We start from the raw sequence: 19,307 nt of genomic DNA on the forward strand, positions 1-19,307 counted from the left end.
GTTTAACAAATTTACGATTTAATTAAACAAAAAAGAAATTGAATTTTAATTTTGGCTTTTATTTAATAATCGAGAGACGGTTGGACGCTAAAATTTTTTTTGAAAGATACCGAAACCTATATATTTGAAAGACTTTCAATGTGGTCCGTAAATTGTTTGAGGTCTTTGAAAAGCTTAATGTTTTTAGAGCTTTTGGGCTTTTTCTCAGCTTTGCGCCCCAAAACCCATAGTTCGCAGGCGCTCTTGGCATATACCTCATCCTGAAAATCCTTGAGGTAATTTTCGAGGTTTTCGTTTTCTGGAAGCACTGTGAAATATGTTACGAAGATCACTTTCGTTTTCATTTTAAGAACGTGTGTCAAGCTTTCCAATGGAATGTTTGGGCCTAAAAATACGGTCCTGAAACCGGCCGACACAAGTTCATAATTGGCATACAGCAGACCAATTTCGTGAATTTCCTTGTAGGGAAGGTAAAGTGTAAATAGCTGGGAGTCATTTTCGGAAGCAATTTTTTTATGTTTGGCCGTATGCTCAATTATGGAATGTTTGATTTTTTCTGAAATAAAATGTTCGTGAGATGGGTCGATGGTTCCCGAGTGCCAAAGAATGCCCATTTCATTGAGCAGGGGCACAAATACTTCTGAAAAGGCTTCGCGGAAGGATTTTTTTTCCAACAGTTTAGCAAGGGTTGCATCGAACAATTCACCGTCAAATTCAAACATTGCCGATTTAAATACATTGCCCAAATATTCGGGATCGACCCCGTTGATATTTTTTTTAATCAGGGCCTGGATTTGATTTGAATCTAAGCTGGCAATTTTCGAAATTTTATGTCCGGCATTGTAGAGATAGGCGACATTCAATAATTTTTTCAGGTTTTCGAGGTCGTATTTTCGGATGTTGGTATCCGTTCGATCTGGCGCAAGAAGATTGTAGCGTTTTTCCCATATCCTGATGGTATGGGCTTTAACGTTTGATAGGTTTTCAAGATCCTTGATTCCAAACTGTGTTTTGACCACTGGGAAAGGGTTTTTATATATAAGGAGTTAAAGTACTAAAAAGAAGTGAATACTGTTTATAAAACGCTAAAATTCTTTAAACACATTGAAAAATCACCCACTTAAAAAAGAAGCTACATTCTAATGGGAATTTAGTGATAAGCCTTTTCAATATTGCAGGTTTCCATCCATTCAACCAAGTATGCTCCCCCGTATTTCAATCCTTTAAACAAACGTTAAGGTTTAAAACCGTGGATGGATTTTTCGTAAATTTAGTAGAGAAAAAGTGTGGTACACGCATAAATTGCTAAAAATAATGTTATGAAAATCAGTAAAAAGATAGTCGTTCTCTTGCCAATGTTTTTTTTGGTATTGGCTTGCAACTGGGGTCATGAAGGATCCGAAAATGGATCTACTGGAAAAAGTGAAGACACTTCCGATGTTAAAATTATTGAAGCCGCGTCCAATTCCAAAGCGGGCGTAGGGCCGATTAAGGATCCGGTGGTGCTGGGTGATCAAATTGATGCGGAAATGGCCGCCAAGGGCGAAAAGCTATTTAACAAAAAATGTTCCGTATGTCATGAAATTCACGACAGTAATAGAGGGCCAGCATTGGGGGGTGTTTTGGAGAAACGCTCTCCGCAATTTGTTATGAACATGATTTTGGATCCTGATGGTATGATTGAAAACGATCCGCAGATTAAAGCTTTGAAAGCGGTTTATGAAGTCAGGATGGATAATCTACACCTTACGGAAGAAGAGGCGAGGGAAATCGTAGAATATTTGAGGAAGTATTAGTAAATATTTTAATTTCACACCCAATTATAGGTTCCCCGACCAACAGTAATCCCGAAATATAGGTAGGTCCCCCGGAATCGATTTATAGCTATATGCTTAATTTGTACCCGGGATGGGACTTGAACCCACACGCCCAAAGGACACATGGCCCTCAACCATGCCTGTCTACCAATTCCAGCACCCGGGTGGATACTTAGTTGTAAAAGTATAAAAGAACTAAAACAAAAAAAGTTAAACCGAAGGCTTAACTTTTTGTGACCTGGCTGGGGCTTCCCGATATTCGGCTATCGCTCCAATCGGGATAAACTTCTCGCCCAACATAATTGTCAAGTTTTTTTGTGACCTGGCTGGGGCTCGAACCCAGGACCACCTCCTTAAAAGGGAGGTGCTCTACCAACTGAGCTACCAGGTCTTCCTTATTGCGGGTGCAAATATACTATCATTAAATTTATTTTTCAAAACGAAAATCAATTAAATTTGAGAAAAGTTTAAAACAGTTGAGAAACAAGGGCTAACAAATGAATTTTTTATTTTAAAATTAGTTTTGGCGTGTGAATTCTTTAATTTTCTTCGTGCTATTTGATTCTTCAAATTAAAAAACGGTACTTTGATCCTTATGAAAATAGTATTGATTGGTTATATGGGAAGCGGAAAGTCTTCTATAGGTGAAAAATTATCGGAAGTGCTGGGCTTCCCTTTTAAAGATCTTGATTCTGAAATCGAAGAGCAAGTTGGTAGTGCTGTTTCAGAAATTTTTTCAAAAAAAGGGGAAATCTATTTTAGAAAAATTGAAAACGAAGTTCTTAAAAAAATAATTTCAGAAGAGGGCAATCTTGTGCTGGCAACAGGAGGAGGAACCCCGTGTTACGCAGATTCATTGGTTTTTATGTCTGAAATGGAAAATGTAGTGACCATATATTTAAAAACCTCTCTTGCTATTTTATGCGAAAGACTTTTTTCAGAAAAAGCAAAACGTCCTTTAATAGCGCATTTAGAAAGTGGGAACGAACTAAATGATTTCATAAGAAAACATCTTTTTGAACGATCTTATTATTACAACCAGGCAGCTTTAACAATTGAAACTGAAAATGAAAGCATTGAAAGAATAGTGGAAAAAATAATCCTGAAATTATTCTAAAATCGCCCGGTCGTTGTTTTTTTCAAAAATCACCGAGACATTTTCATTCAGGGAAGTTGACAGGGAAATTCCCTTGAAATCTGCCTTTATGGGGTATTTTTTGTGATTTCTGTCCACGAGTACCGCAGTTTTAAACTGTTTTAGCGGCACTTCCAAAAAATGCTTTACACCGTAAATCAAGGTGGTTCCAGAGTGCAGTACATCATCAACCAACAACAGCGATTTGTTTTTGTATTCTTCTGGCTTCAGGGAGGTTTTTATTTCGTTAATGGGGTGCTTTTTATCAATCACCACTTCGCAGAGCAAAACTTGTATGGGTGAAATTTTCTCCAATTCCACCTTTATCTTTTTTGCGAGCAGAAACCCATTGGCCATAATACCGGCGATGACAACTTCCTTTTCGTCCACATTGGTCTCGTAGATTTGATAGGCAATCCTTTTTATTTTGTGGGCAATCTGTTTTTTATCGAGGATAACTGTGTTTATTTCCTGCATTTGCTATTTTTTTCAAATATAGTTATTACGTTTCATTTCCATCTTCGGGAGATTCCGTAAAATCGTCCAAATCCCTGCGGTCTTTTTTGGTGGGTCTGCCCACGCCTTTTTTACGGTAATAGGTTTTGGCATATTGAAGCATTTCATTGGTTTCAAAGGCCTCTTTTGGCGTGGTGTCTTTTCTGTAAAGATCCACAAGCTTGGCGCCAACACGGCTTGCGGGCAGATCCAGAACTTCAAGTTGGTAGTTTATTTGCTCCTTCCGCAGCGTAATTACATCACCCGGATAAACATCACGCGAAGGTTTCACAATATCACCATTTACGCGTACCGAACCTTTTTTACAGGCTTGGGTTGCCATATTTCTGGTTTTTAGATACCGAACGCACCATAAGTATTTGTCAATCCTCATATTATTATCCCAAAAACAACGTTAATGTGGTATGCAAAAATAACGGAAAATTGTATCTTGCGCCCACAAAAAATTGATGATGACAAAAATTAAATTCGGAGTTGCTTTTCTTATCCTTACGCTTACCATTACCGTTTCCTGTAAGAAGGATGACGATCCTATCCCGCCACCGCCACCGCCAAGAGACCGGGGTGAGGAAGCCGTTCGCGCACAGGCAGAGATTGAGGAATTTTTGGAAACCCATTTTTATAATTACGAAGAATTTCAGGCCGATCCTGAAAACTTTAAACTGAAATTTGATACCATTGCGGGCGACAACGCCTCAAAAATTCCATTGATGCAGCAGGTGACCTCCAAGGAAGTAAAAGATTTGGTGGACAATACCGTTGTTTATAAACTATACTATCTTAAGGTTCGCGAAGGGGGCGGAGATGAACATCCCCATTTCTGTGATAGAACCACCAACACCTATGATGGAAGGTTGATGAATCTCGATTTATTTGATAGTTCCGTGATACCCGTTAAGTTTGAGCTTGTGGATAACCCTCCCACCTCAGGAATAATTCGAGGATTGCAACAAATAATTATTGAATTTAAAGGAGCTGAAGGGGATCCTATTATTAACCCAGATGGTACACTTTCTTTTGAAAATTATGGTATTGGAGCGGTATTCATCCCCTCTGGATTGGCTTATTTTCAATATCCACCTCCTACCGGCGGACTCAAGGCATACGAACAAGTAATCTTTTCTTTTGAGTTATTTGATTTTGAAGTTATGGATCACGATAATGATGGCATAGACTCCTATCTGGAAGATCTTAATGGCAATGGCTCTGTATATGATGATGATACTGACGGTGACGGCATTGCCAATTATTTGGATACCGATGATGACGGTGATGGAAGACTCACAGAATACGAAATTGAAATTATTAACGGAGTTGTTACCTTTCCAGATAGAAATGGAAACGGTATTCCGGATTATTTGGACCCATCCATATAACGAATACGATTTTTATAATATAGAAAGCCCCGCGCAATTAAGGTGGGGCATTTCAATTTATAAAAGATTTGGAATTTCGTTTTTACTTTCGGGCAATGACTTTTTGAACAGCACTTACAATGGCCGAGGCGTTCAACCCATACTTATCCATTAATTGCTCTGGAGTTCCGGATTCTCCAAATGTGTCTTGCGTGGCAATAAATTCTTGCGGAGCAGGATGATGCGTAGCTAACACACGCGCTACACTTTCACCCAAACCGCCAAGAAAATTGTGTTCTTCGGCAGTTACAACGCAGCCTGTTTTTTTAATGCTTTTCAAAATTGCCTCGTCGTCCAGCGGTTTTATGGTGTGAATGTTAATTACATCGGCAGTAATTCCGTGTGCATTTAAAGTTTCCGCAGCTTGCAGGGCTTCCCAAACCAAATGGCCGGTTGCAATTATAGTAACGTCATTCCCTTCCTGTAATTGAACTGCTTTTCCTATTTGAAAATTTTGGTCAGCAGGAGTGAAGTTTGCAACTTTCGGTCTTCCAAAGCGTAGGTAAACGGGGCCTTCAAAATCCGCAATTGCAATCGTTGCAGCTTTGGTTTGGTTGTAATCGCAGGTATTGATAACCGTCATCCCCGGAAGCATCTTCATCAAGCCGATGTCTTCCAAAATTTGGTGCGTGGCGCCATCTTCCCCTAAAGTAATTCCAGCGTGCGAGGCGCAGATTTTTACGTTTTTTCCGCTGTAAGCAACACTTTGGCGGATTTGGTCGTAAACTCTTCCCGTAGAAAAATTCGCGAAAGTTCCGGTGAAGGGAATCTTCCCGCCAATGGTCATTCCCGCAGCAATGCCTATCATATTTGCTTCGGCTATACCCACTTGAAAGAAGCGCTCCGGATGGTTATCCTTAAACTCGTCCATTTTAAGCGAACCCGTAAGGTCTGCACAAAGTGCAACCACATCTTTGTTTTTCTTTCCAAGTTCCGTGAGTCCGTCCCCAAAACCTGAACGCGTATCTTTTTTACCTGTATCTGTATATTTTTTCATCTGAACTATTTTCAATTTTAATAATCTCCCAAGGTTACAGGATTCTGTGAAAGCGCTGTTTCCAACTGCTGGTCGTTTGGCGCTTTTCCGTGCCAATCGTGGGTGTGCATCATAAAATCAACGCCGTTGCCCATTACTGTATGCAACAAAACACAAACGGGTTTTCCGTTACCTGTTTTTTCTTTCGCCTTTTTCATTCCGGCAATAATGGCTTTCAGGTCGTTTCCTTTCTCAATATCCATCACATCCCAGCCGAAAGCTTCAAATTTTGCTTTCAAATTTCCCAAAGGAAGGACGTTTTTAGTAGCACCATCAATCTGCTGCCCGTTTAAATCTACGGTTACTATCAGGTTGTCCACATTATTTCCGGCGGCATACATTATCGCTTCCCAGTTTTGGCCTTCCTGCAATTCGCCATCGCCGCAAAGAGTGTAAACTAAGTGTTTGTCTTTGTTTAATTTTTTGGTAAGTGCCGCCCCAATAGATACCGAAATGCCCTGTCCCAAAGAACCCGAAGCTACACGTACGCCCGGCAAACCTTCATGGGTAGTGGGATGTCCCTGCAATCTTGAATTCAAAAGGCGGAAGGTGTTCAACTCTTCCACGGGGAAATATCCCGCCCGTGCCAAAACACTGTAAAAAACCGGTGAAATATGTCCGTTTGAAAGAAAAAATAAATCTTCACCAATACCGTCCATGGTGAAGTTTTCGTTTCGTTCCATCAGTTCATTGTATAGTGCAACGAAAAATTCGGTACAGCCAAGAGAACCCCCGGGGTGTCCGGAATTTACTTTGTGTACCTGTCGTAGAATATCCCGTCGGACTTGAACCACCAAATCTTCGAGTGCTTTGTAATCTGCCATAATGTGTTTTAATTTTCAGTGTCAAAAGTAAGGCATTCAGCAAGCGGTTCAAAGTTGAAACGTATGCTTTTATTAACGATTTGCGGGTTTTGTTAACAGAATTGCTGGAAGACGGATGTTCGAAGATAGAAGAATATAACAAATCGCACTTCGGTCATCGCTCATCCGTCACCCAGCACCCAACTGAAAAATTTTGTCATTTGGAAGTTGCGTTTTGGAATTTAATAACCGTTATCTTTGCCCCCTCAATAAAAACTGCTGCATGCACTTTAAATTAGAAGCCACAGATTTACAAAGCCAAGCCCGCGCCGCGACAATAACTACCGATCACGGAGTTATTGAAACCCCAATCTTTATGCCGGTTGGCACCGTGGGCACCGTAAAGGGCGTGCATCAGCGGGAGTTGAAGGAAGACATCAACCCAGACATCATTCTCGGGAATACCTATCATTTATACTTGCGGCCACAGATACCAATTCTCGAAAAAGCGGGCGGGCTCCATAAATTTATGAACTGGGATCGAAATATTTTGACCGACAGTGGCGGCTACCAAGTGTATTCGCTTTCGGCAAATCGGAAAATTAAAGAGGAAGGGGTAAAATTCAAAAGCCATATTGACGGGAGTTATCACGTTTTCACTCCTGAAAATGTGATGGAGATACAACGCACCATTGGTGCCGACATCATCATGGCTTTTGACGAATGTACCCCATACCCGTGCGAATACAATTACGCAAAACGCTCGATGCACATGACCCATCGTTGGCTGGACCGCTGCATAAAGCATTTGGAAAAAACGCCTTTAAAATACGATTACGGCCAAACTTTTTTCCCGATTGTTCAAGGAAGTACGTATAAAGATTTGAGAAGACAATCCGCAGAATATATCGCTTCCGTTGGGGCAGCGGGCAATGCCATCGGCGGCCTTTCGGTTGGCGAACCTGCTGAAGAAATGTACGAAATGACTGCGGTTGTGACTGAAATTCTTCCGAAGGAAAAACCGCGTTATTTAATGGGCGTGGGTACCCCAGTGAATATTTTGGAAAACATTGCGTTGGGTATTGATATGTTTGACTGCGTAATGCCTACCCGCAATGGAAGGAACGGCATGCTTTTCACTTCCGAAGGGATTATCAATATCAAAAACAAAAAGTGGGAAGCAGATCTTTCGGTAATTGACCCGATGGGAATTACTTGGGTAGATACCGAATATAACAAAGCGTATCTTCGCCACTTGTTTACCGTAAACGAAATGTTGGGAAGGCAGATTGCCACCATCCACAATCTTGGGTTTTATTTATGGTTGGTTCGTGAAGCGAGAAAACATATCTTAGCGGGTGATTTTGCCCAATGGAAAAACGGCATGATAAAGAAACTGGATCAAAGATTATAAGGATGCTCAGCATACTGGACAGATACATACTCCGTAAATATTTGGGCACTTTTTCGCTCCTTTTGCTGCTATTCATACCAATAGGTATTACTGTGCACCTTGCGGAAAAGATTGATAAAATCCTCGATAACGAAGTGCCGTTGACGGAGGTTCTCATTTACCTGTACAATTTCACCATTTACTTTGCGAATCTACTCTTTCCGCTGTTTTTGTTTCTTTCGGTTATTTGGTTCACTTCAAAACTGGCCAACAATACCGAAGTAATTGCTTTTTTAAGTAGCGGGGTTTCGTATTACCGTTTTCTTCGTCCTTATATTATTGGAGCTACCATCGTGTGTATTGCGGCACTTGTTTTCAGCATGTATTTGGCGCCAAAAGCCAGTAAGGGGTTTAATGAATTTTCATATGAATATCTAAAGAAAGGAAAGCAGGATAGGGACCAAAGCAATGTTTACACCCAGATAAATGACAACGATTATATCTATGTGAGCTATTTTAATGTGAAAGAAAAGATAGGAAGCAATTTCACTTTAGAACATTTTGAAGGCAACAAAATGACCTATAAAATCAGCGCGACCCGGATAAAATTTAACGATACGGACAGCACTTATACACTTTTTGGGTACCACAAACGGAAAATTGGCGAAAGGGGAGATATTCTGGAAAGCAAGCATAAATTGGATACCGTTTTTGCGTTTTCCATGGAAGATTTAACCCCGGTAACCTACATTGCGGAAACACTTAATTTTACTGAGCTGAACGACTTCATCAAAAAGGAAAAGGCGCGCGGTTCCTCATACATCAATCGGTACGAAGTGGTGCGCTACAAACGGTGGAGCTTGCCTGTTTCGGCTTATATTTTAACTATTATTGCCGTTGCGGTTTCATCTGTAAAAAGGCGTGGTGGAATGGGGGTGAACCTTGCCATTGGTATAAGCATAGGAATGGTTTTTATTTTTTTCGATAAAATTTTCGGAACCATGGCAGAACAAAGTTCATTTTCTCCGCTTATAGCAACTTGGTTCCCAAATTTTGTATTTGGTATATTGGCAATCTATCTTTTAAGAAATGCGAAACGATAAGCTCCTCAATTATCTACATCTACATTTTATAGTTTTCATTTGGGGGTTTACCGCCGTACTGGGCGCTTTGATCTCTTTGGAAGCCATTCCGCTGGTTTGGTACCGGATGTTATTGGCGGCGGGTTTTGTTTTTCTTTTTTTGATCTTCAAAAAGGAAAATTTAAGGTTTTCACTTAGAACATTGGGCAAATTTTGCTTTGCGGGAATTCTGATTGCCCTGCACTGGCTTACTTTTTTTGGGGCAATCAAAGCTTCAAACGTTTCGGTGACGCTTGCGGTGCTCTCCACCGGAGCTTTTTTCGCCTCGCTTTTGGAACCTTTGCTTTACGGCAGAAAAATTATTTTATACGAAGTGCTGTTCGGACTTATCGTGGTCGTTGGACTTTACATAATTTTCGACGTGGAAGCTTCCTATACTCTGGGAATTATTTTGGCACTTATTTCAGCATTTTTAAGTGCGCTATTTTCCGTAATCAACGGAAAGTACGTCTTGGAGCACAAAGCATCGACCATTTCCTTTTATGAATTGCTTTTTGGCGTTATCGGAATCACTATCTATCTCGCTTTCGCTGGAAAATTCAACACAGCGTTTTTCACCGTTTCGGCCCACGACTGGATTTATTTGATAATATTGGCTTCGGCCTGTACCGCTTATGCCTTTATCGCCTCCATTCACGTGATGAAATGGATAAGCCCCTATACCGTTATGCTCACTATAAATATGGAACCTGTGTATGGTATCATTTTGGCGCTCATCGTCTTGGGCGATTCGGAAAATATGAGCCCACAGTTTTACTATGGCGCCCTTATAATACTACTTACCGTTATTGCGAATGGAATTATAAAAATAACCCAAGAAAGAAAACGAAGAAGATTGCATAACACCTAAAACAAAATTTTATCTTTGTAAACCAACCTTTATAAAACGAAGGAAAAAATTATGGAATATCTTGATTTTGAACTCCCTATAAAAGAATTGCAGGAACAATACGAAAAAGCTTGCCTGATCGGCGAGGAAAGCGATGTGGACGTGTCCAACACCTGCAAACAGATTGAAAAGAAACTGAACGATACCAAAAAGGAAATTTACAAAAACCTTACGCCATGGCAACGCGTGCAGCTTTCGCGCCATCCGGACCGTCCCTATACGATGGATTATATAAAAGCTATTTGTGGCGATTCCTTTTTGGAACTCCACGGAGACCGAGGTTTTAAGGACGATAAAGCCATGGTTGGTGGCCTTGGAAAAATAGGCGACCAAAGTTATATGTTCGTGGGCCAACAGAAAGGGTACAACACAAAGACCCGCCAATTCAGAAATTTTGGGATGGCAAACCCAGAAGGCTACAGAAAGGCGTTGCGGTTGATGAAATCTGCGGAAAAATTCAACCTGCCCGTAGTATGTTTCGTAGATACCCCGGGCGCGTTTCCAGGATTGGAGGCCGAGGAAAGAGGGCAGGGTGAGGCCATTGCCCGAAATATTTTGGAGATGACCCGCTTAAAGGTGCCTATTATTGTTGTAATAATTGGAGAGGGAGCCAGTGGCGGTGCTTTGGGAATTGGCGTTGGCGATAAAGTATTGATGCTCGAAAACACTTGGTACTCTGTAATCTCCCCGGAAAGCTGTTCTTCTATATTATGGCGAAGCTGGGAATTTAAAGAACAGGCCGCGGAAGCCCTGAAACTGACGGCAATTGACATGAAAAAACTCAAACTTATCGATGAAATTGTAAAGGAACCTTTAGGGGGCGCACATAGCGACCGGGAGAAAACCTTTAGGACAGTTGCAGGGGTAATTGAAAAACAATATAAAGCATTAAAAATGTTATCCCCAACCGATTTGGTAAAAAATAGAATGGAAAAATATTTGGAAATGGGTGAGTTCAAAAGTTAGATTGTACTATAGCTTTACATTACGGAAATCCGAGGTGGAAGCCTCGGATTTTTTTACGGGTTATCAACAATATTTTAGAGTTTTCAACAGTTCAATTGTTGAAGGATGGTTAATATCGTACTGACAAAAATCATTCCTTCCTCTTAACATTTTATTTACTTTCGCATAATGGAAAAAATCAAACCTCATACCAGCTTTTCACCCCGTTCTGCACAGGTCATATCGCTTGAAAAAGGCAAAATACCGCCACAAGCTATTGATTTAGAAGAAGTTGTGCTCGGCGCTTTGATGATCGACAAAAAAGGGGTCGATGAGGTAATAGATATCCTACATCCTGAAGTTTTCTATAAACAAGCCCACCAACACATTTTTGAAGCCATACACAATTTGTTTGAAGACAGCCAACCAGTGGACTTATTAACCGTTTCCACGAAACTCAAGCAACAAGGAAAACTGGAGCTTGTGGGAGGCGAGTTTTATTTGATTCAATTGACCCAAAAAGTGTCCTCTTCGGCACATATTGAGTTCCACGCGCGCATCATTCTTCAGAAATATATCCAGCGAAGCCTCATTAAAATTTCAAACGAAATAATTGAGGATTCCTATAATGAAAGCACGGACGTTTTTGATCTTTTGGACAACGCCGAAGCAAAATTATATGAAGTTACCCAGGGAAACATAAAGCGTTCTTCCGAAACGGCGCAGAATCTTGTAATACAAGCAAAGAAACGTATTGAGGAAATAGCCAATAAAGAAGGCCTTTCGGGCGTTCCCTCGGGCTTTGCAAAGGTCGATAAGCTCACTTCGGGCTGGCAGCCCAGCGATTTGATAATAATCGCTGCCCGTCCGGGTATGGGGAAAACGGCCCTGACGCTTTCCATGGCGCGGAATATTGCGGTGGAGCACAACATTCCCGTGGCGTTTTTCTCTTTGGAAATGTCCTCTGTACAGCTTATAACCCGTTTGATTTCATCCGAAACTCATTTGAGTTCCGAAAAACTGCGAACCGGGAACCTTGAAAAGCACGAGTGGGAACAGTTGAACGTAAAAGTGAAAGGCCTCGAAAAAGCACCGCTTTTTATAGATGATACCCCTTCACTTTCAATTTTTGATTTACGCGCCAAAGCGAGAAGACTTTCATCACAGCACGGCATTAAACTTATTGTTGTGGATTATTTGCAATTGATGACCGCCGGCGGTAGCCAAAAAGGAGGGAACCGCGAGCAGGAAATCTCTACCATTTCTCGAAACCTAAAGGCATTGGCAAAAGAATTGAACATTCCGGTAATCGCGCTGTCGCAGCTTTCCCGTGCGGTGGAAACCCGTGGCGGCAGCAAACGCCCCCTGCTTTCCGACCTTCGGGAATCTGGGGCCATTGAACAGGATGCCGATATCGTTTCCTTCATTTATCGTCCCGAATATTACAAAATTGACGAATGGGATGATGAAGAACACACCCCAACGGCGGGACAGGCAGAATTTATTGTCGCAAAGCACCGTAACGGCGGTTTGGATGAAATCCGTTTGAAATTTATCGGCCATCTCGGTAAGTTTGAAAGTTTGGCCGATTATGAAATGCCGACGGAAATCCACTCCCGCATGAACGATGCCGCGAACGATGATACCTTCAAGACAAAGAACCTGCCTTCTCCAAACGAAGCCTTCGGAAGTTCGATGAACGATGATTTTTCCATTGAGGAGGATAATGATGTGCCGTTTTAAGTAATTTGTCACCTTGAGCCCAGTCGAAAGGGGCGTGTTTCGAATTATATTTGTTCACATCTAAAACATGGCTTAAAAATTGTCGTTATCTTTATTCCCGTGAAGGCGGGAATCTCTTGGTTTCTTTCTAAAAATCCATTATGATAAAATACTTTTCAGTCATATTCTTAATACTCTTTTCCCTAAAAGCTTCTGCTTCCTACATCCTTATTCCAATGGATTCCGAAAGCCAAAAGGAACATTTAAAGGCCTACGGAATTACGTATTGGGTTTTGGAAAAACAGCAAAAAGTGAAATGGTTGCTAAACTATCGCGGCGGTTCTTTTTTAATGCCCGATTCCCCCGAAATCCAGAAGGAATGCCAGATCCGTGGGGTCTCCTTTGAAGTGATTTCCGATAGTAAAACCGAACAGATTCTTACCGAAATAAGCAGTCCTTCCAAGAATATGGACGCCGTGGTTTTGGAAAAAGCTCCGAAAATTGCAGTTTATTCGCCAAAAGGAAATCTTCCGTGGGACGATGCCGTAACGATGGTTTTGACCTATGCTGAAATTCCCTATACCGTTATTTACGATGAAGAAGTACTGGGCGACCAATTGATTCTTTACGATTGGCTTCACCTGCACCACGAGGATTTCACCGGGCAGTACGGAAAATTTTATCGCGCCTATCGTTCCGCGCCTTGGTATATTGAGGAGAAGGCCAAGGCCGAAGCGCTTGCCGCAAAATTGGGATACAATAAGGTTTCCGAAGAAAAATTGGCCGTTGCCAAAAAAATCCGCGATTATGTAATTGGGGGTGGCTTTATGTTCGCCATGTGCAGTGCCACCGATAGTTTTGACATAGCCCTTTCCGCGGAAGGCGTTGATATTTGCGAACCCATGTTTGACGGCGACCCGAGCGAACCAAATTATCAAAGCAAAATTGATTACAGCAAAACCTTTGCCTTTACCGATTTTATTTTGGAGCGAAATCCAATGGTTTATGAATTTTCCAGTATTGATATGACCGAAAAACGTAGGATTGCCAAGGAAAGTGATTACTTCACATTAATGGATTATTCCGCAAAGTGGGACCCGATCCCTACGATGCTTTGCCAAAACCACACAGCTTTGGTAAAAGGTTTTATGGGGCAGACCACCTCTTTTGATCCCAACGAAATTAAAGCGAATGTCCTGGTGATGGGCGAAAACAAAACCAATGGCGAGGCCCGATATATTCACGGAATAAAAGGAAAAGGTTTTTTTACGTTCTACGGCGGCCACGATCCGGAAGACTATCAACATAGGGTAGGGGATGCCAAGACTGAATTGGCGCTCCATCCCAATTCGCCGGGCTACCGGCTTATTTTGAACAATGTGTTGTTTCCTGCTGCCAAGAAGAAGAAACAGAAAACCTAAATCTTACAAAGTCCTCATACCTCACACCTCAAACCTATTCCGTGGAAAGACTTTCGTAATAATCCCTCGGCGGTAAGACGGTAATTTCCACCCTTCTGTTTTGCTGTTTGTTTTCTTCGGAATCATTTGGAACACGCGGTTTGCTTTCGCCATACGGTTTTATTTCGAATTCGTATAATGCGTCTTCCCCAAAAATTTCGATAAGTCTATTTTTTACTGAAATGCACCTGTTTTCAGAAAGTACCCTATTTGAATTTTCCTCGCCATCACTATCGGTATGTCCTTCAATCAGAATGGTTGCCTTATCCACTTTTTGAATGGTTTTTGATAAGGAATCGAGACTTTGTTTGGCGGTTTCCTTCAAATCGTATTTGGCAACGTCAAACAGGACATCGGCATTTATCGTGAGTTTTATAACACTGTTTATGGCGCCAATGGCATCTAAATCTGCTCCCGCACTTTTGCTTCTACAGAGATCTTTTAAATCGGTTATTCGAAGAAAATAGAAAACGGTTTCATCATCAATTCCAACCTTGCTTAAATCTATTGCCGATTTTCCGCCCGCAATTTTTCCCGCATATACCCAATCTGTACCGTTTTGGGAAATCTCCACTTTTGCAGGTTCCTGTGAAGGCCCAACTTCAAAAAGATAGAGGTCGTCGCCGGGCAGGTTCATAAAACCATTGTCGTAAATTCCACGGTCAAACTACCGCCGCAACCCAAGGAAACGAAATTTGGGGTTTGGTAATTTTTGTAATTTGGTTCGTGAAGACATTGCACGCTGTCTCTATATTTGTGAATCGGTGCAGGCGATCCCACATTGTATTCAACAAGTTTATCGGCAAAGGAAATTTTCCCCAAGGGAAGATAGATGGATTCGTACCTATCAATCCGATAACGTTTACCCGTAGCTTTTTGGGCGAAAAGAAACCCTTCCGAAACAAACAGCATTATAAAGAGAAGAAGTACGGAACGGACCATTCGTCTATTTTTAACGAAGATAGTCAAACTTCCTTAGTTGAATTTTTCACATAAAAAAACCGCCTCATTGCTGAAGCGGTCCTTTGGCGAAATAATATAGTTAATGTCTTATTTTACTTGTTTTACGATTGCGGCAAAAGCCTCTGGGTGGTTCATCGCCAAATCGGCCAAAACCTTACGGTTAAGCTCGATTCCGCTGTTTTTTAAACTTCCCATAAACTGTGAATAAGACATTCCATGCTGTCTTGCGCCCGCGTTGATACGGGTGATCCAAAGGGATCTGAAATTTCTCTTTTTTGCACGACGGTCACGGTATGAATAAAGCATTGCTTTGTCCACAGCGTTTTTGGCAACCGTCCATACGTTTTTACGTCTTCCAAAGTAACCTTTGGCCTGTTTAAGAACCTTTTTTCTGCGGGCTCTCTTCGCAACTGAATTTACTGATCTTGGCATAATTTTAATTTTTTTTGTAGCAGGCGGTTAAAGTTCAAGGTTAAAGATTCAAAATTTTACTTTCTGAACTCATAACTCATAACTCATAACTCTTTTAAGGCACTACTCCAGGGTTTAAATAATTGTTTTAACCGGTTAAGCGGTATTACTTCAATCGAAGCATTTGCTTAACATTGCTTTCGTCGGCCTTGTCCACCAACCCGTCATGGGTCAATGCAAGTTTGCGTTTTTTGCTCTTCTTTGTCAAGATGTGGCTTTTAAACGCATGCTTTCTTTTGATCTTACCTGTACCCGTAAGCTTAAAACGCTTTTTGGCACTGGATTTTGTTTTTTGTTTCGGCATGTTTCCTATTATTAATTATTATTTCGCTTTATTTTAAATTTCGTTATAGACGCACGGCCGTGCGTCTCTATGCGTTTCTATTTTTTCTTAGGGGCAATGAACATAATCATTCGCTTGCCTTCCAGTTTTGGCATTTGCTCTACTTTTCCGTATTCCTCCAGATCCCGTGCAAGTCGCAAAAGCAAAATCTCACCTTGGTCTTTGTATATAATGGAACGTCCCTTGAAGAAAACGTATGCCTTCAATTTTGAACCTTCCTGCAAAAACTTTTCGCCGTGTTTCTTTTTGAACTCGTAGTCGTGATCGTCGGTATTTGGCCCAAACCTGATTTCCTTAATGGTAACCTTGCTCGCTTTGGCCTTTAGCGCCTTTTCACGTTTTTTCTGTTCGTAAACAAACTTTTTATAGTCTATTACTTTACAAACGGGAGGGTTTGCATTTGGTGAAATTTCCACAAGATCAAGCTCTTGCTCTTCGGCAATCTCACGTGCTTTTTTTAAAGGATAAACTCCTATTTCAACATTGTCTCCTACAAGGCGAACTTCTTCCGCACGAATCTTTCCATTGATTCTGTGTTGATCTTCCTTAATTACCCTTGCAGGTCCTCTACTTCTTTTTCTTCGTATTGCTATGGCTTACTAATTTTAGTTAAACATTAAATTCTTTCGATTCTTCCTTTACTGCTTGTTGAATCAATTCTGAAAAGGCTTTTGGCGTCATTGTGCCCAAATCGCCTTCGCCGTGTTTACGTACAGAAACCGTTCCATCTTTCTCTTCCTGTTCGCCCACAATCAACATATACGGGATTTTGTTCATTTCAGCCTCCCTGATTTTCTTGCCAATGGTTTCGTTCCTATTGTCAACAAGGGCGCGAATTTCGTCATTTTCAAGCAAATTTAAAACTTTTTGGGAGTATTTTTCATATTTTTCACTTAATGACAAAATACTTACCTGTTCAGGCATCAACCAAAGCGGAAAGTTTCCACCGGTATGCTCCAATAGAATTGCAACAAAACGCTCCATACTTCCAAAGGGCGCACGGTGAATCATAACGGGTCTGTGCATCTCGTTATCACTGCCTTTATATTCCAGTTCAAATCGCTCGGGGAGGGTGTAATCAACCTGAATTGTTCCCAGTTGCCAGCTTCTTCCCAGGGCATCCTTCACCATAAAATCCAGCTTGGGGCCATAAAATGCCGCTTCTCCTTCTTCAATTACAAAGTCGAGCCCTTTATCCTTTACGGCGCTTATTATTGCCTGTTCTGCCTTTTCCCATAAATCTGGGCTTCCAATATATTTTTCCGGTTTGTTGGGGTCTCTTAACGATACCTGCGTCGTAAAACTCTCAAACCCCAACGATCCAAAAACATACAGCACCAGATCGATTACTTTTTTAAACTCGGCATCCAATTGGTCCGGCGTACAGAAAATATGTGCATCATCCTGTGTAAATCCACGAACGCGCGTCAAACCGTGGAGTTCGCCACTTTGTTCATATCGATATACTGTGCCGAATTCCGCAAAACGCTTCGGCAAGTCTTTATAGGACCATGGTTTGCTATTGTAAATTTCGCAGTGGTGCGGACAGTTCATCGGCTTCAATAGAAACTCTTCGCCCTCAGCTGGAGTGTGGATTGGCTGAAAACTGTCGGCACCATACTTTGCGTAGTGGCCAGAGGTAACATATAGTTCCTTTTGGCCAATATGGGGCGTGACCACCATTTCATAACCGGCTTTTTTCTGGGCTTTCTTTAAGAAGTTCTCAAGTCGCTCGCGAAGCGCCGCCCCTTTTGGCAACCACAACGGAAGCCCTTGCCCCACCTTTTGCGAAAACGTAAAAAGCTCAAGTTCCTTTCCCAGTTTTCGGTGGTCGCGCTGCTTGGCCTGCTCCAGTAGTTCAAGGTACTCGGTCAGATCCTTTTGCTTCGGAAAGCTGATGCCGTAGATGCGCGTAAGCTGTTTGTTCTTTTCATCGCCGCGCCAGTAGGCACCGGCAATGCTCATCAGCTTAACGGCCTTTACAATTCCGGTATTTGGAATATGGCCTCCGCGGCACAAATCGGTAAAGGTATCGTGGTCGCAGAAGGTAATCGTTCCGTCTTCCAGGTTTTCGATCAGTTCAACCTTATATTCGTTGTCCTGTTTTTTATAAAAATCCAATGCCTCCGCTTTTGTGGACTCACGCATGGAGAACTCGTGTTTTCCGCGAGCAATTTCCAGCATCCTGTCCTCAATTTCTTTAAGGTCTTTTTCCGAAATGGTCCTGTCGCCAAAATCCACATCGTAATAAAATCCGTTCTCAATGGCCGGGCCAATGGTCAATTTTATGCCTGGGTACAATTCCTCCAGTGCCTGTGCAAGTATGTGCGCAGACGAATGCCAAAACGCCTTTTTCCCCTCGTCATTATTCCAGGTATAAAGCACCAAGCTTCCGTCTTCAACTAATGGCGTGGCCGTTTCAATGGTTTTGCCGTTAAAGGACGCCGAGATCACGTTGCGCGCAAGTCCCTCGCTAATACTTTTGGCCACGTCCATAGGCGTAACCCCTGCATCAAAATGCTTTACACTTCCGTCTGGTAAGGTAATGGCTATCATATACTGAAAAATTTTAGGGTGCAAAGATACTATTAGTTTCGGCGGTGTGCAATAACCACTTTATTGATTATGATTATTTTTTGGGCGTTCCCCATAACCGTTTTTGCGGTTATGGGGCAGGCTTTCACTACTCGCTTCCCAATGCGCTAAAATGGCGCATTGGGAGAGCTCAAACATGCCGTTCAATCCTTAACGCAGGGCTAATTCCGAAAATAGTATATATATTAAGGTATAGTGAGGGCCCAAAAATATTTTCGGGGCTAAGTTATGGCGTTTCAAACGCTTAGTTAACCGCTGAAAAAATATTTCAAAATAAATGCATATTAAATTTGCGGGAATGAAAAAGCAATCTATATTTGCACCCGCTTAAAAGAACAAATAGTAACGTTCTGCAAAGCAAAAATAACGCTCTTAATTTTTTTTTGAAATATTTTTTAAAAAAGTATTGCAGGTTTAAAAAAGAGTTGTACATTTGCACCCGCTAAAACAATGAGTGACTACAAAACACGATTTGAAAGCGCGCAAAATAAGAAATAAAAGTTCATTGAGATATTGAAATTGACAGCGTATGTCTGCGTTCCGTTTACGGTTCGCGGGCAGACATTAGAAAACTAAACTAAGTGAGAATCCCGAGATTTTTTTTGAGAGTCGGGCTCTTTATGGAGTATGGTCGCAATATTATTGAAGATCCTACGATGAAG

At 41.5% G+C, this 19,307-nt stretch carries 20 protein-coding genes and 2 tRNA genes; 9 read left to right on the forward strand and 13 right to left on the reverse strand.

The window, feature by feature from the left end; translation table 11 throughout:
* Nucleotides 1–116 precede the first annotated feature (116 nt).
* Complete coding sequence (locus POV26_RS13280) at nucleotides 117–1,019, reverse strand: MerR family transcriptional regulator (RefSeq protein ID WP_272856958.1); 903 nt, start codon at nucleotides 1,017–1,019, stop codon at nucleotides 117–119.
* Between the two features lie 300 nt (nucleotides 1,020–1,319).
* Here POV26_RS13280 and POV26_RS13285 point away from each other — a divergent pair, with 300 nt between their 5' ends.
* Nucleotides 1,320–1,796: a c-type cytochrome gene (locus tag POV26_RS13285; protein ID WP_272856959.1), complete on the forward strand. Its 477-nt coding sequence runs from the start codon at nucleotides 1,320–1,322 to the stop codon at nucleotides 1,794–1,796.
* 104 nt (nucleotides 1,797–1,900) lie between these two features.
* Here POV26_RS13285 and POV26_RS13290 read toward each other — a convergent pair.
* Both POV26_RS13290 and POV26_RS13295 read right to left on the reverse strand, forming a co-directional pair.
* Nucleotides 1,901–1,983, reverse strand: a tRNA-Leu gene (locus POV26_RS13290).
* A gap of 152 nt (nucleotides 1,984–2,135) precedes the next feature.
* Nucleotides 2,136–2,208: transfer RNA gene (locus POV26_RS13295), tRNA-Lys, on the reverse strand.
* Nucleotides 2,209–2,412: 204 nt separating this feature from the next.
* On the opposite strand from POV26_RS13295, the gene POV26_RS13300 reads away from it, so the two are divergent.
* Nucleotides 2,413–2,934, forward strand: a complete 522-nt coding sequence (locus POV26_RS13300) for a shikimate kinase (protein ID WP_272856960.1) — start codon at nucleotides 2,413–2,415, stop codon at nucleotides 2,932–2,934.
* On the opposite strand, the gene POV26_RS13305 is transcribed toward POV26_RS13300, so the two are convergent.
* The gene (locus POV26_RS13305) at nucleotides 2,926–3,429 is read right to left on the reverse strand and encodes a phosphoribosyltransferase family protein (RefSeq protein ID WP_272856961.1); all 504 of its coding nucleotides are present in this window, start codon (nucleotides 3,427–3,429) and stop codon (nucleotides 2,926–2,928) included. The genes POV26_RS13300 and POV26_RS13305 overlap by 9 nt on opposite strands.
* 25 nt (nucleotides 3,430–3,454) lie before the next feature.
* Complete coding sequence (locus tag POV26_RS13310) at nucleotides 3,455–3,841, reverse strand: RNA-binding S4 domain-containing protein (RefSeq protein WP_272856962.1); 387 nt, start codon at nucleotides 3,839–3,841, stop codon at nucleotides 3,455–3,457.
* A gap of 76 nt (nucleotides 3,842–3,917) precedes the next feature.
* Here POV26_RS13310 and POV26_RS13315 point away from each other — a divergent pair, with 76 nt between their 5' ends.
* A complete protein-coding gene (locus tag POV26_RS13315) occupies nucleotides 3,918–4,844 on the forward strand; it encodes an FKBP-type peptidyl-prolyl cis-trans isomerase (RefSeq protein WP_272856963.1) in 927 nt (308 codons plus the stop codon).
* Nucleotides 4,845–4,926: 82 nt separating this feature from the next.
* Here POV26_RS13315 and POV26_RS13320 read toward each other — a convergent pair whose 3' ends face one another.
* Both POV26_RS13320 and POV26_RS13325 read right to left on the reverse strand, forming a co-directional pair.
* Nucleotides 4,927–5,880: a transketolase family protein gene (locus POV26_RS13320; RefSeq protein WP_272856964.1), complete on the reverse strand. Its 954-nt coding sequence runs from the start codon at nucleotides 5,878–5,880 to the stop codon at nucleotides 4,927–4,929.
* A gap of 17 nt (nucleotides 5,881–5,897) precedes the next feature.
* Complete coding sequence (locus POV26_RS13325) at nucleotides 5,898–6,743, reverse strand: transketolase (RefSeq protein WP_062622639.1); 846 nt, start codon at nucleotides 6,741–6,743, stop codon at nucleotides 5,898–5,900.
* 262 nt (nucleotides 6,744–7,005) lie between these two features.
* Here POV26_RS13325 and tgt point away from each other — a divergent pair, with 262 nt between their 5' ends.
* The 6 genes from tgt to POV26_RS13355 all read left to right on the forward strand — a co-directional run bounded on the left by tgt (nucleotide 7,006) and on the right by POV26_RS13355 (nucleotide 14,234).
* Nucleotides 7,006–8,136 (forward strand): tRNA guanosine(34) transglycosylase Tgt, encoded by a 1,131-nt coding sequence (tgt, locus tag POV26_RS13330; RefSeq protein WP_272856965.1) that lies wholly within the window; start codon nucleotides 7,006–7,008, stop codon nucleotides 8,134–8,136.
* A gap of 2 nt (nucleotides 8,137–8,138) precedes the next feature.
* Nucleotides 8,139–9,218: an LptF/LptG family permease gene (locus POV26_RS13335; RefSeq protein WP_272856966.1), complete on the forward strand. Its 1,080-nt coding sequence runs from the start codon at nucleotides 8,139–8,141 to the stop codon at nucleotides 9,216–9,218.
* Nucleotides 9,205–10,107 carry a DMT family transporter gene (locus POV26_RS13340; protein WP_272856967.1) on the forward strand — a complete coding sequence of 301 codons (903 nt, stop codon included), beginning with the start codon at nucleotides 9,205–9,207 and terminating at the stop codon, nucleotides 10,105–10,107. Before POV26_RS13335 ends, POV26_RS13340 begins: the two co-directional genes overlap by 14 nt.
* A 51-nt stretch (nucleotides 10,108–10,158) precedes the next feature.
* Nucleotides 10,159–11,112, forward strand: coding sequence for an acetyl-CoA carboxylase carboxyltransferase subunit alpha (locus POV26_RS13345; protein WP_272856968.1), 954 nt, complete (start codon nucleotides 10,159–10,161; stop codon nucleotides 11,110–11,112).
* A gap of 168 nt (nucleotides 11,113–11,280) precedes the next feature.
* Complete coding sequence (gene dnaB, locus POV26_RS13350) at nucleotides 11,281–12,834, forward strand: replicative DNA helicase (protein ID WP_272856969.1); 1,554 nt, start codon at nucleotides 11,281–11,283, stop codon at nucleotides 12,832–12,834.
* 215 nt (nucleotides 12,835–13,049) lie between these two features.
* On the forward strand, nucleotides 13,050–14,234 hold the full coding sequence (locus POV26_RS13355) for an asparagine synthetase B (protein WP_336375904.1): 1,185 nt from the start codon (nucleotides 13,050–13,052) through the stop codon (nucleotides 14,232–14,234).
* A gap of 34 nt (nucleotides 14,235–14,268) precedes the next feature.
* Here the strand turns inward: POV26_RS13355 and POV26_RS13360 are convergent, their stop codons facing one another.
* From POV26_RS13360 to thrS, 6 genes are all read right to left on the reverse strand, one after another.
* Nucleotides 14,269–14,910, reverse strand: a complete 642-nt coding sequence (locus tag POV26_RS13360; RefSeq protein ID WP_272856971.1) for an OmpA family protein — start codon at nucleotides 14,908–14,910, stop codon at nucleotides 14,269–14,271.
* Complete coding sequence (locus POV26_RS13365) at nucleotides 14,907–15,215, reverse strand: hypothetical protein (protein WP_272856972.1); 309 nt, start codon at nucleotides 15,213–15,215, stop codon at nucleotides 14,907–14,909. The genes POV26_RS13360 and POV26_RS13365 overlap by 4 nt, the downstream gene beginning before the upstream one ends.
* Before the next feature lie 108 nt (nucleotides 15,216–15,323).
* The gene (rplT, locus tag POV26_RS13370; RefSeq protein ID WP_045081426.1) at nucleotides 15,324–15,668 is read right to left on the reverse strand and encodes a 50S ribosomal protein L20; all 345 of its coding nucleotides are present in this window, start codon (nucleotides 15,666–15,668) and stop codon (nucleotides 15,324–15,326) included.
* A gap of 145 nt (nucleotides 15,669–15,813) precedes the next feature.
* Nucleotides 15,814–16,011 carry a 50S ribosomal protein L35 gene (gene rpmI, locus POV26_RS13375; RefSeq protein ID WP_111844725.1) on the reverse strand — a complete coding sequence of 66 codons (198 nt, stop codon included), beginning with the start codon at nucleotides 16,009–16,011 and terminating at the stop codon, nucleotides 15,814–15,816.
* 77 nt (nucleotides 16,012–16,088) lie between these two features.
* Nucleotides 16,089–16,601 (reverse strand): translation initiation factor IF-3, encoded by a 513-nt coding sequence (infC, locus tag POV26_RS13380; protein ID WP_272856975.1) that lies wholly within the window; start codon nucleotides 16,599–16,601, stop codon nucleotides 16,089–16,091.
* A gap of 58 nt (nucleotides 16,602–16,659) precedes the next feature.
* Complete coding sequence (thrS, locus tag POV26_RS13385) at nucleotides 16,660–18,606, reverse strand: threonine--tRNA ligase (RefSeq protein ID WP_272856973.1); 1,947 nt, start codon at nucleotides 18,604–18,606, stop codon at nucleotides 16,660–16,662.
* Nucleotides 18,607–19,307 lie beyond the last annotated feature (701 nt).

The sequence above is a fragment of the Aequorivita todarodis genome, assembly GCF_028561335.1.
Lineage (GTDB): Bacteria > Bacteroidota > Bacteroidia > Flavobacteriales > Flavobacteriaceae > Aequorivita > Aequorivita todarodis.

Coding starts and splice junctions, on each gene's coding strand:
- POV26_RS13305 (WP_272856961.1), bottom strand. CDS start 3,429: ATGCAGGAAATAAACACAGTTATCCTCGATAAAAAACAGATTGCCCAC.
- POV26_RS13285 (WP_272856959.1), top strand. CDS start 1,320: ATGAAAATCAGTAAAAAGATAGTCGTTCTCTTGCCAATGTTTTTTTTG.
- POV26_RS13320 (WP_272856964.1), bottom strand. CDS start 5,880: ATGAAAAAATATACAGATACAGGTAAAAAAGATACGCGTTCAGGTTTT.
- tgt (WP_272856965.1), top strand. CDS start 7,006: ATGCACTTTAAATTAGAAGCCACAGATTTACAAAGCCAAGCCCGCGCC.
- POV26_RS13340 (WP_272856967.1), top strand. CDS start 9,205: ATGCGAAACGATAAGCTCCTCAATTATCTACATCTACATTTTATAGTT.
- thrS (WP_272856973.1), bottom strand. CDS start 18,606: ATGATAGCCATTACCTTACCAGACGGAAGTGTAAAGCATTTTGATGCA.
- rpmI (WP_111844725.1), bottom strand. CDS start 16,011: ATGCCGAAACAAAAAACAAAATCCAGTGCCAAAAAGCGTTTTAAGCTT.
- POV26_RS13365 (WP_272856972.1), bottom strand. CDS start 15,215: ATGGTCCGTTCCGTACTTCTTCTCTTTATAATGCTGTTTGTTTCGGAA.
- POV26_RS13355 (WP_336375904.1), top strand. CDS start 13,050: ATGGATTCCGAAAGCCAAAAGGAACATTTAAAGGCCTACGGAATTACG.
- POV26_RS13325 (WP_062622639.1), bottom strand. CDS start 6,743: ATGGCAGATTACAAAGCACTCGAAGATTTGGTGGTTCAAGTCCGACGG.
- POV26_RS13315 (WP_272856963.1), top strand. CDS start 3,918: ATGATGACAAAAATTAAATTCGGAGTTGCTTTTCTTATCCTTACGCTT.
- POV26_RS13300 (WP_272856960.1), top strand. CDS start 2,413: ATGAAAATAGTATTGATTGGTTATATGGGAAGCGGAAAGTCTTCTATA.
- POV26_RS13310 (WP_272856962.1), bottom strand. CDS start 3,841: ATGAGGATTGACAAATACTTATGGTGCGTTCGGTATCTAAAAACCAGA.
- rplT (WP_045081426.1), bottom strand. CDS start 15,668: ATGCCAAGATCAGTAAATTCAGTTGCGAAGAGAGCCCGCAGAAAAAAG.
- dnaB (WP_272856969.1), top strand. CDS start 11,281: ATGGAAAAAATCAAACCTCATACCAGCTTTTCACCCCGTTCTGCACAG.
- POV26_RS13360 (WP_272856971.1), bottom strand. CDS start 14,910: ATGAACCTGCCCGGCGACGACCTCTATCTTTTTGAAGTTGGGCCTTCA.
- POV26_RS13345 (WP_272856968.1), top strand. CDS start 10,159: ATGGAATATCTTGATTTTGAACTCCCTATAAAAGAATTGCAGGAACAA.
- POV26_RS13335 (WP_272856966.1), top strand. CDS start 8,139: ATGCTCAGCATACTGGACAGATACATACTCCGTAAATATTTGGGCACT.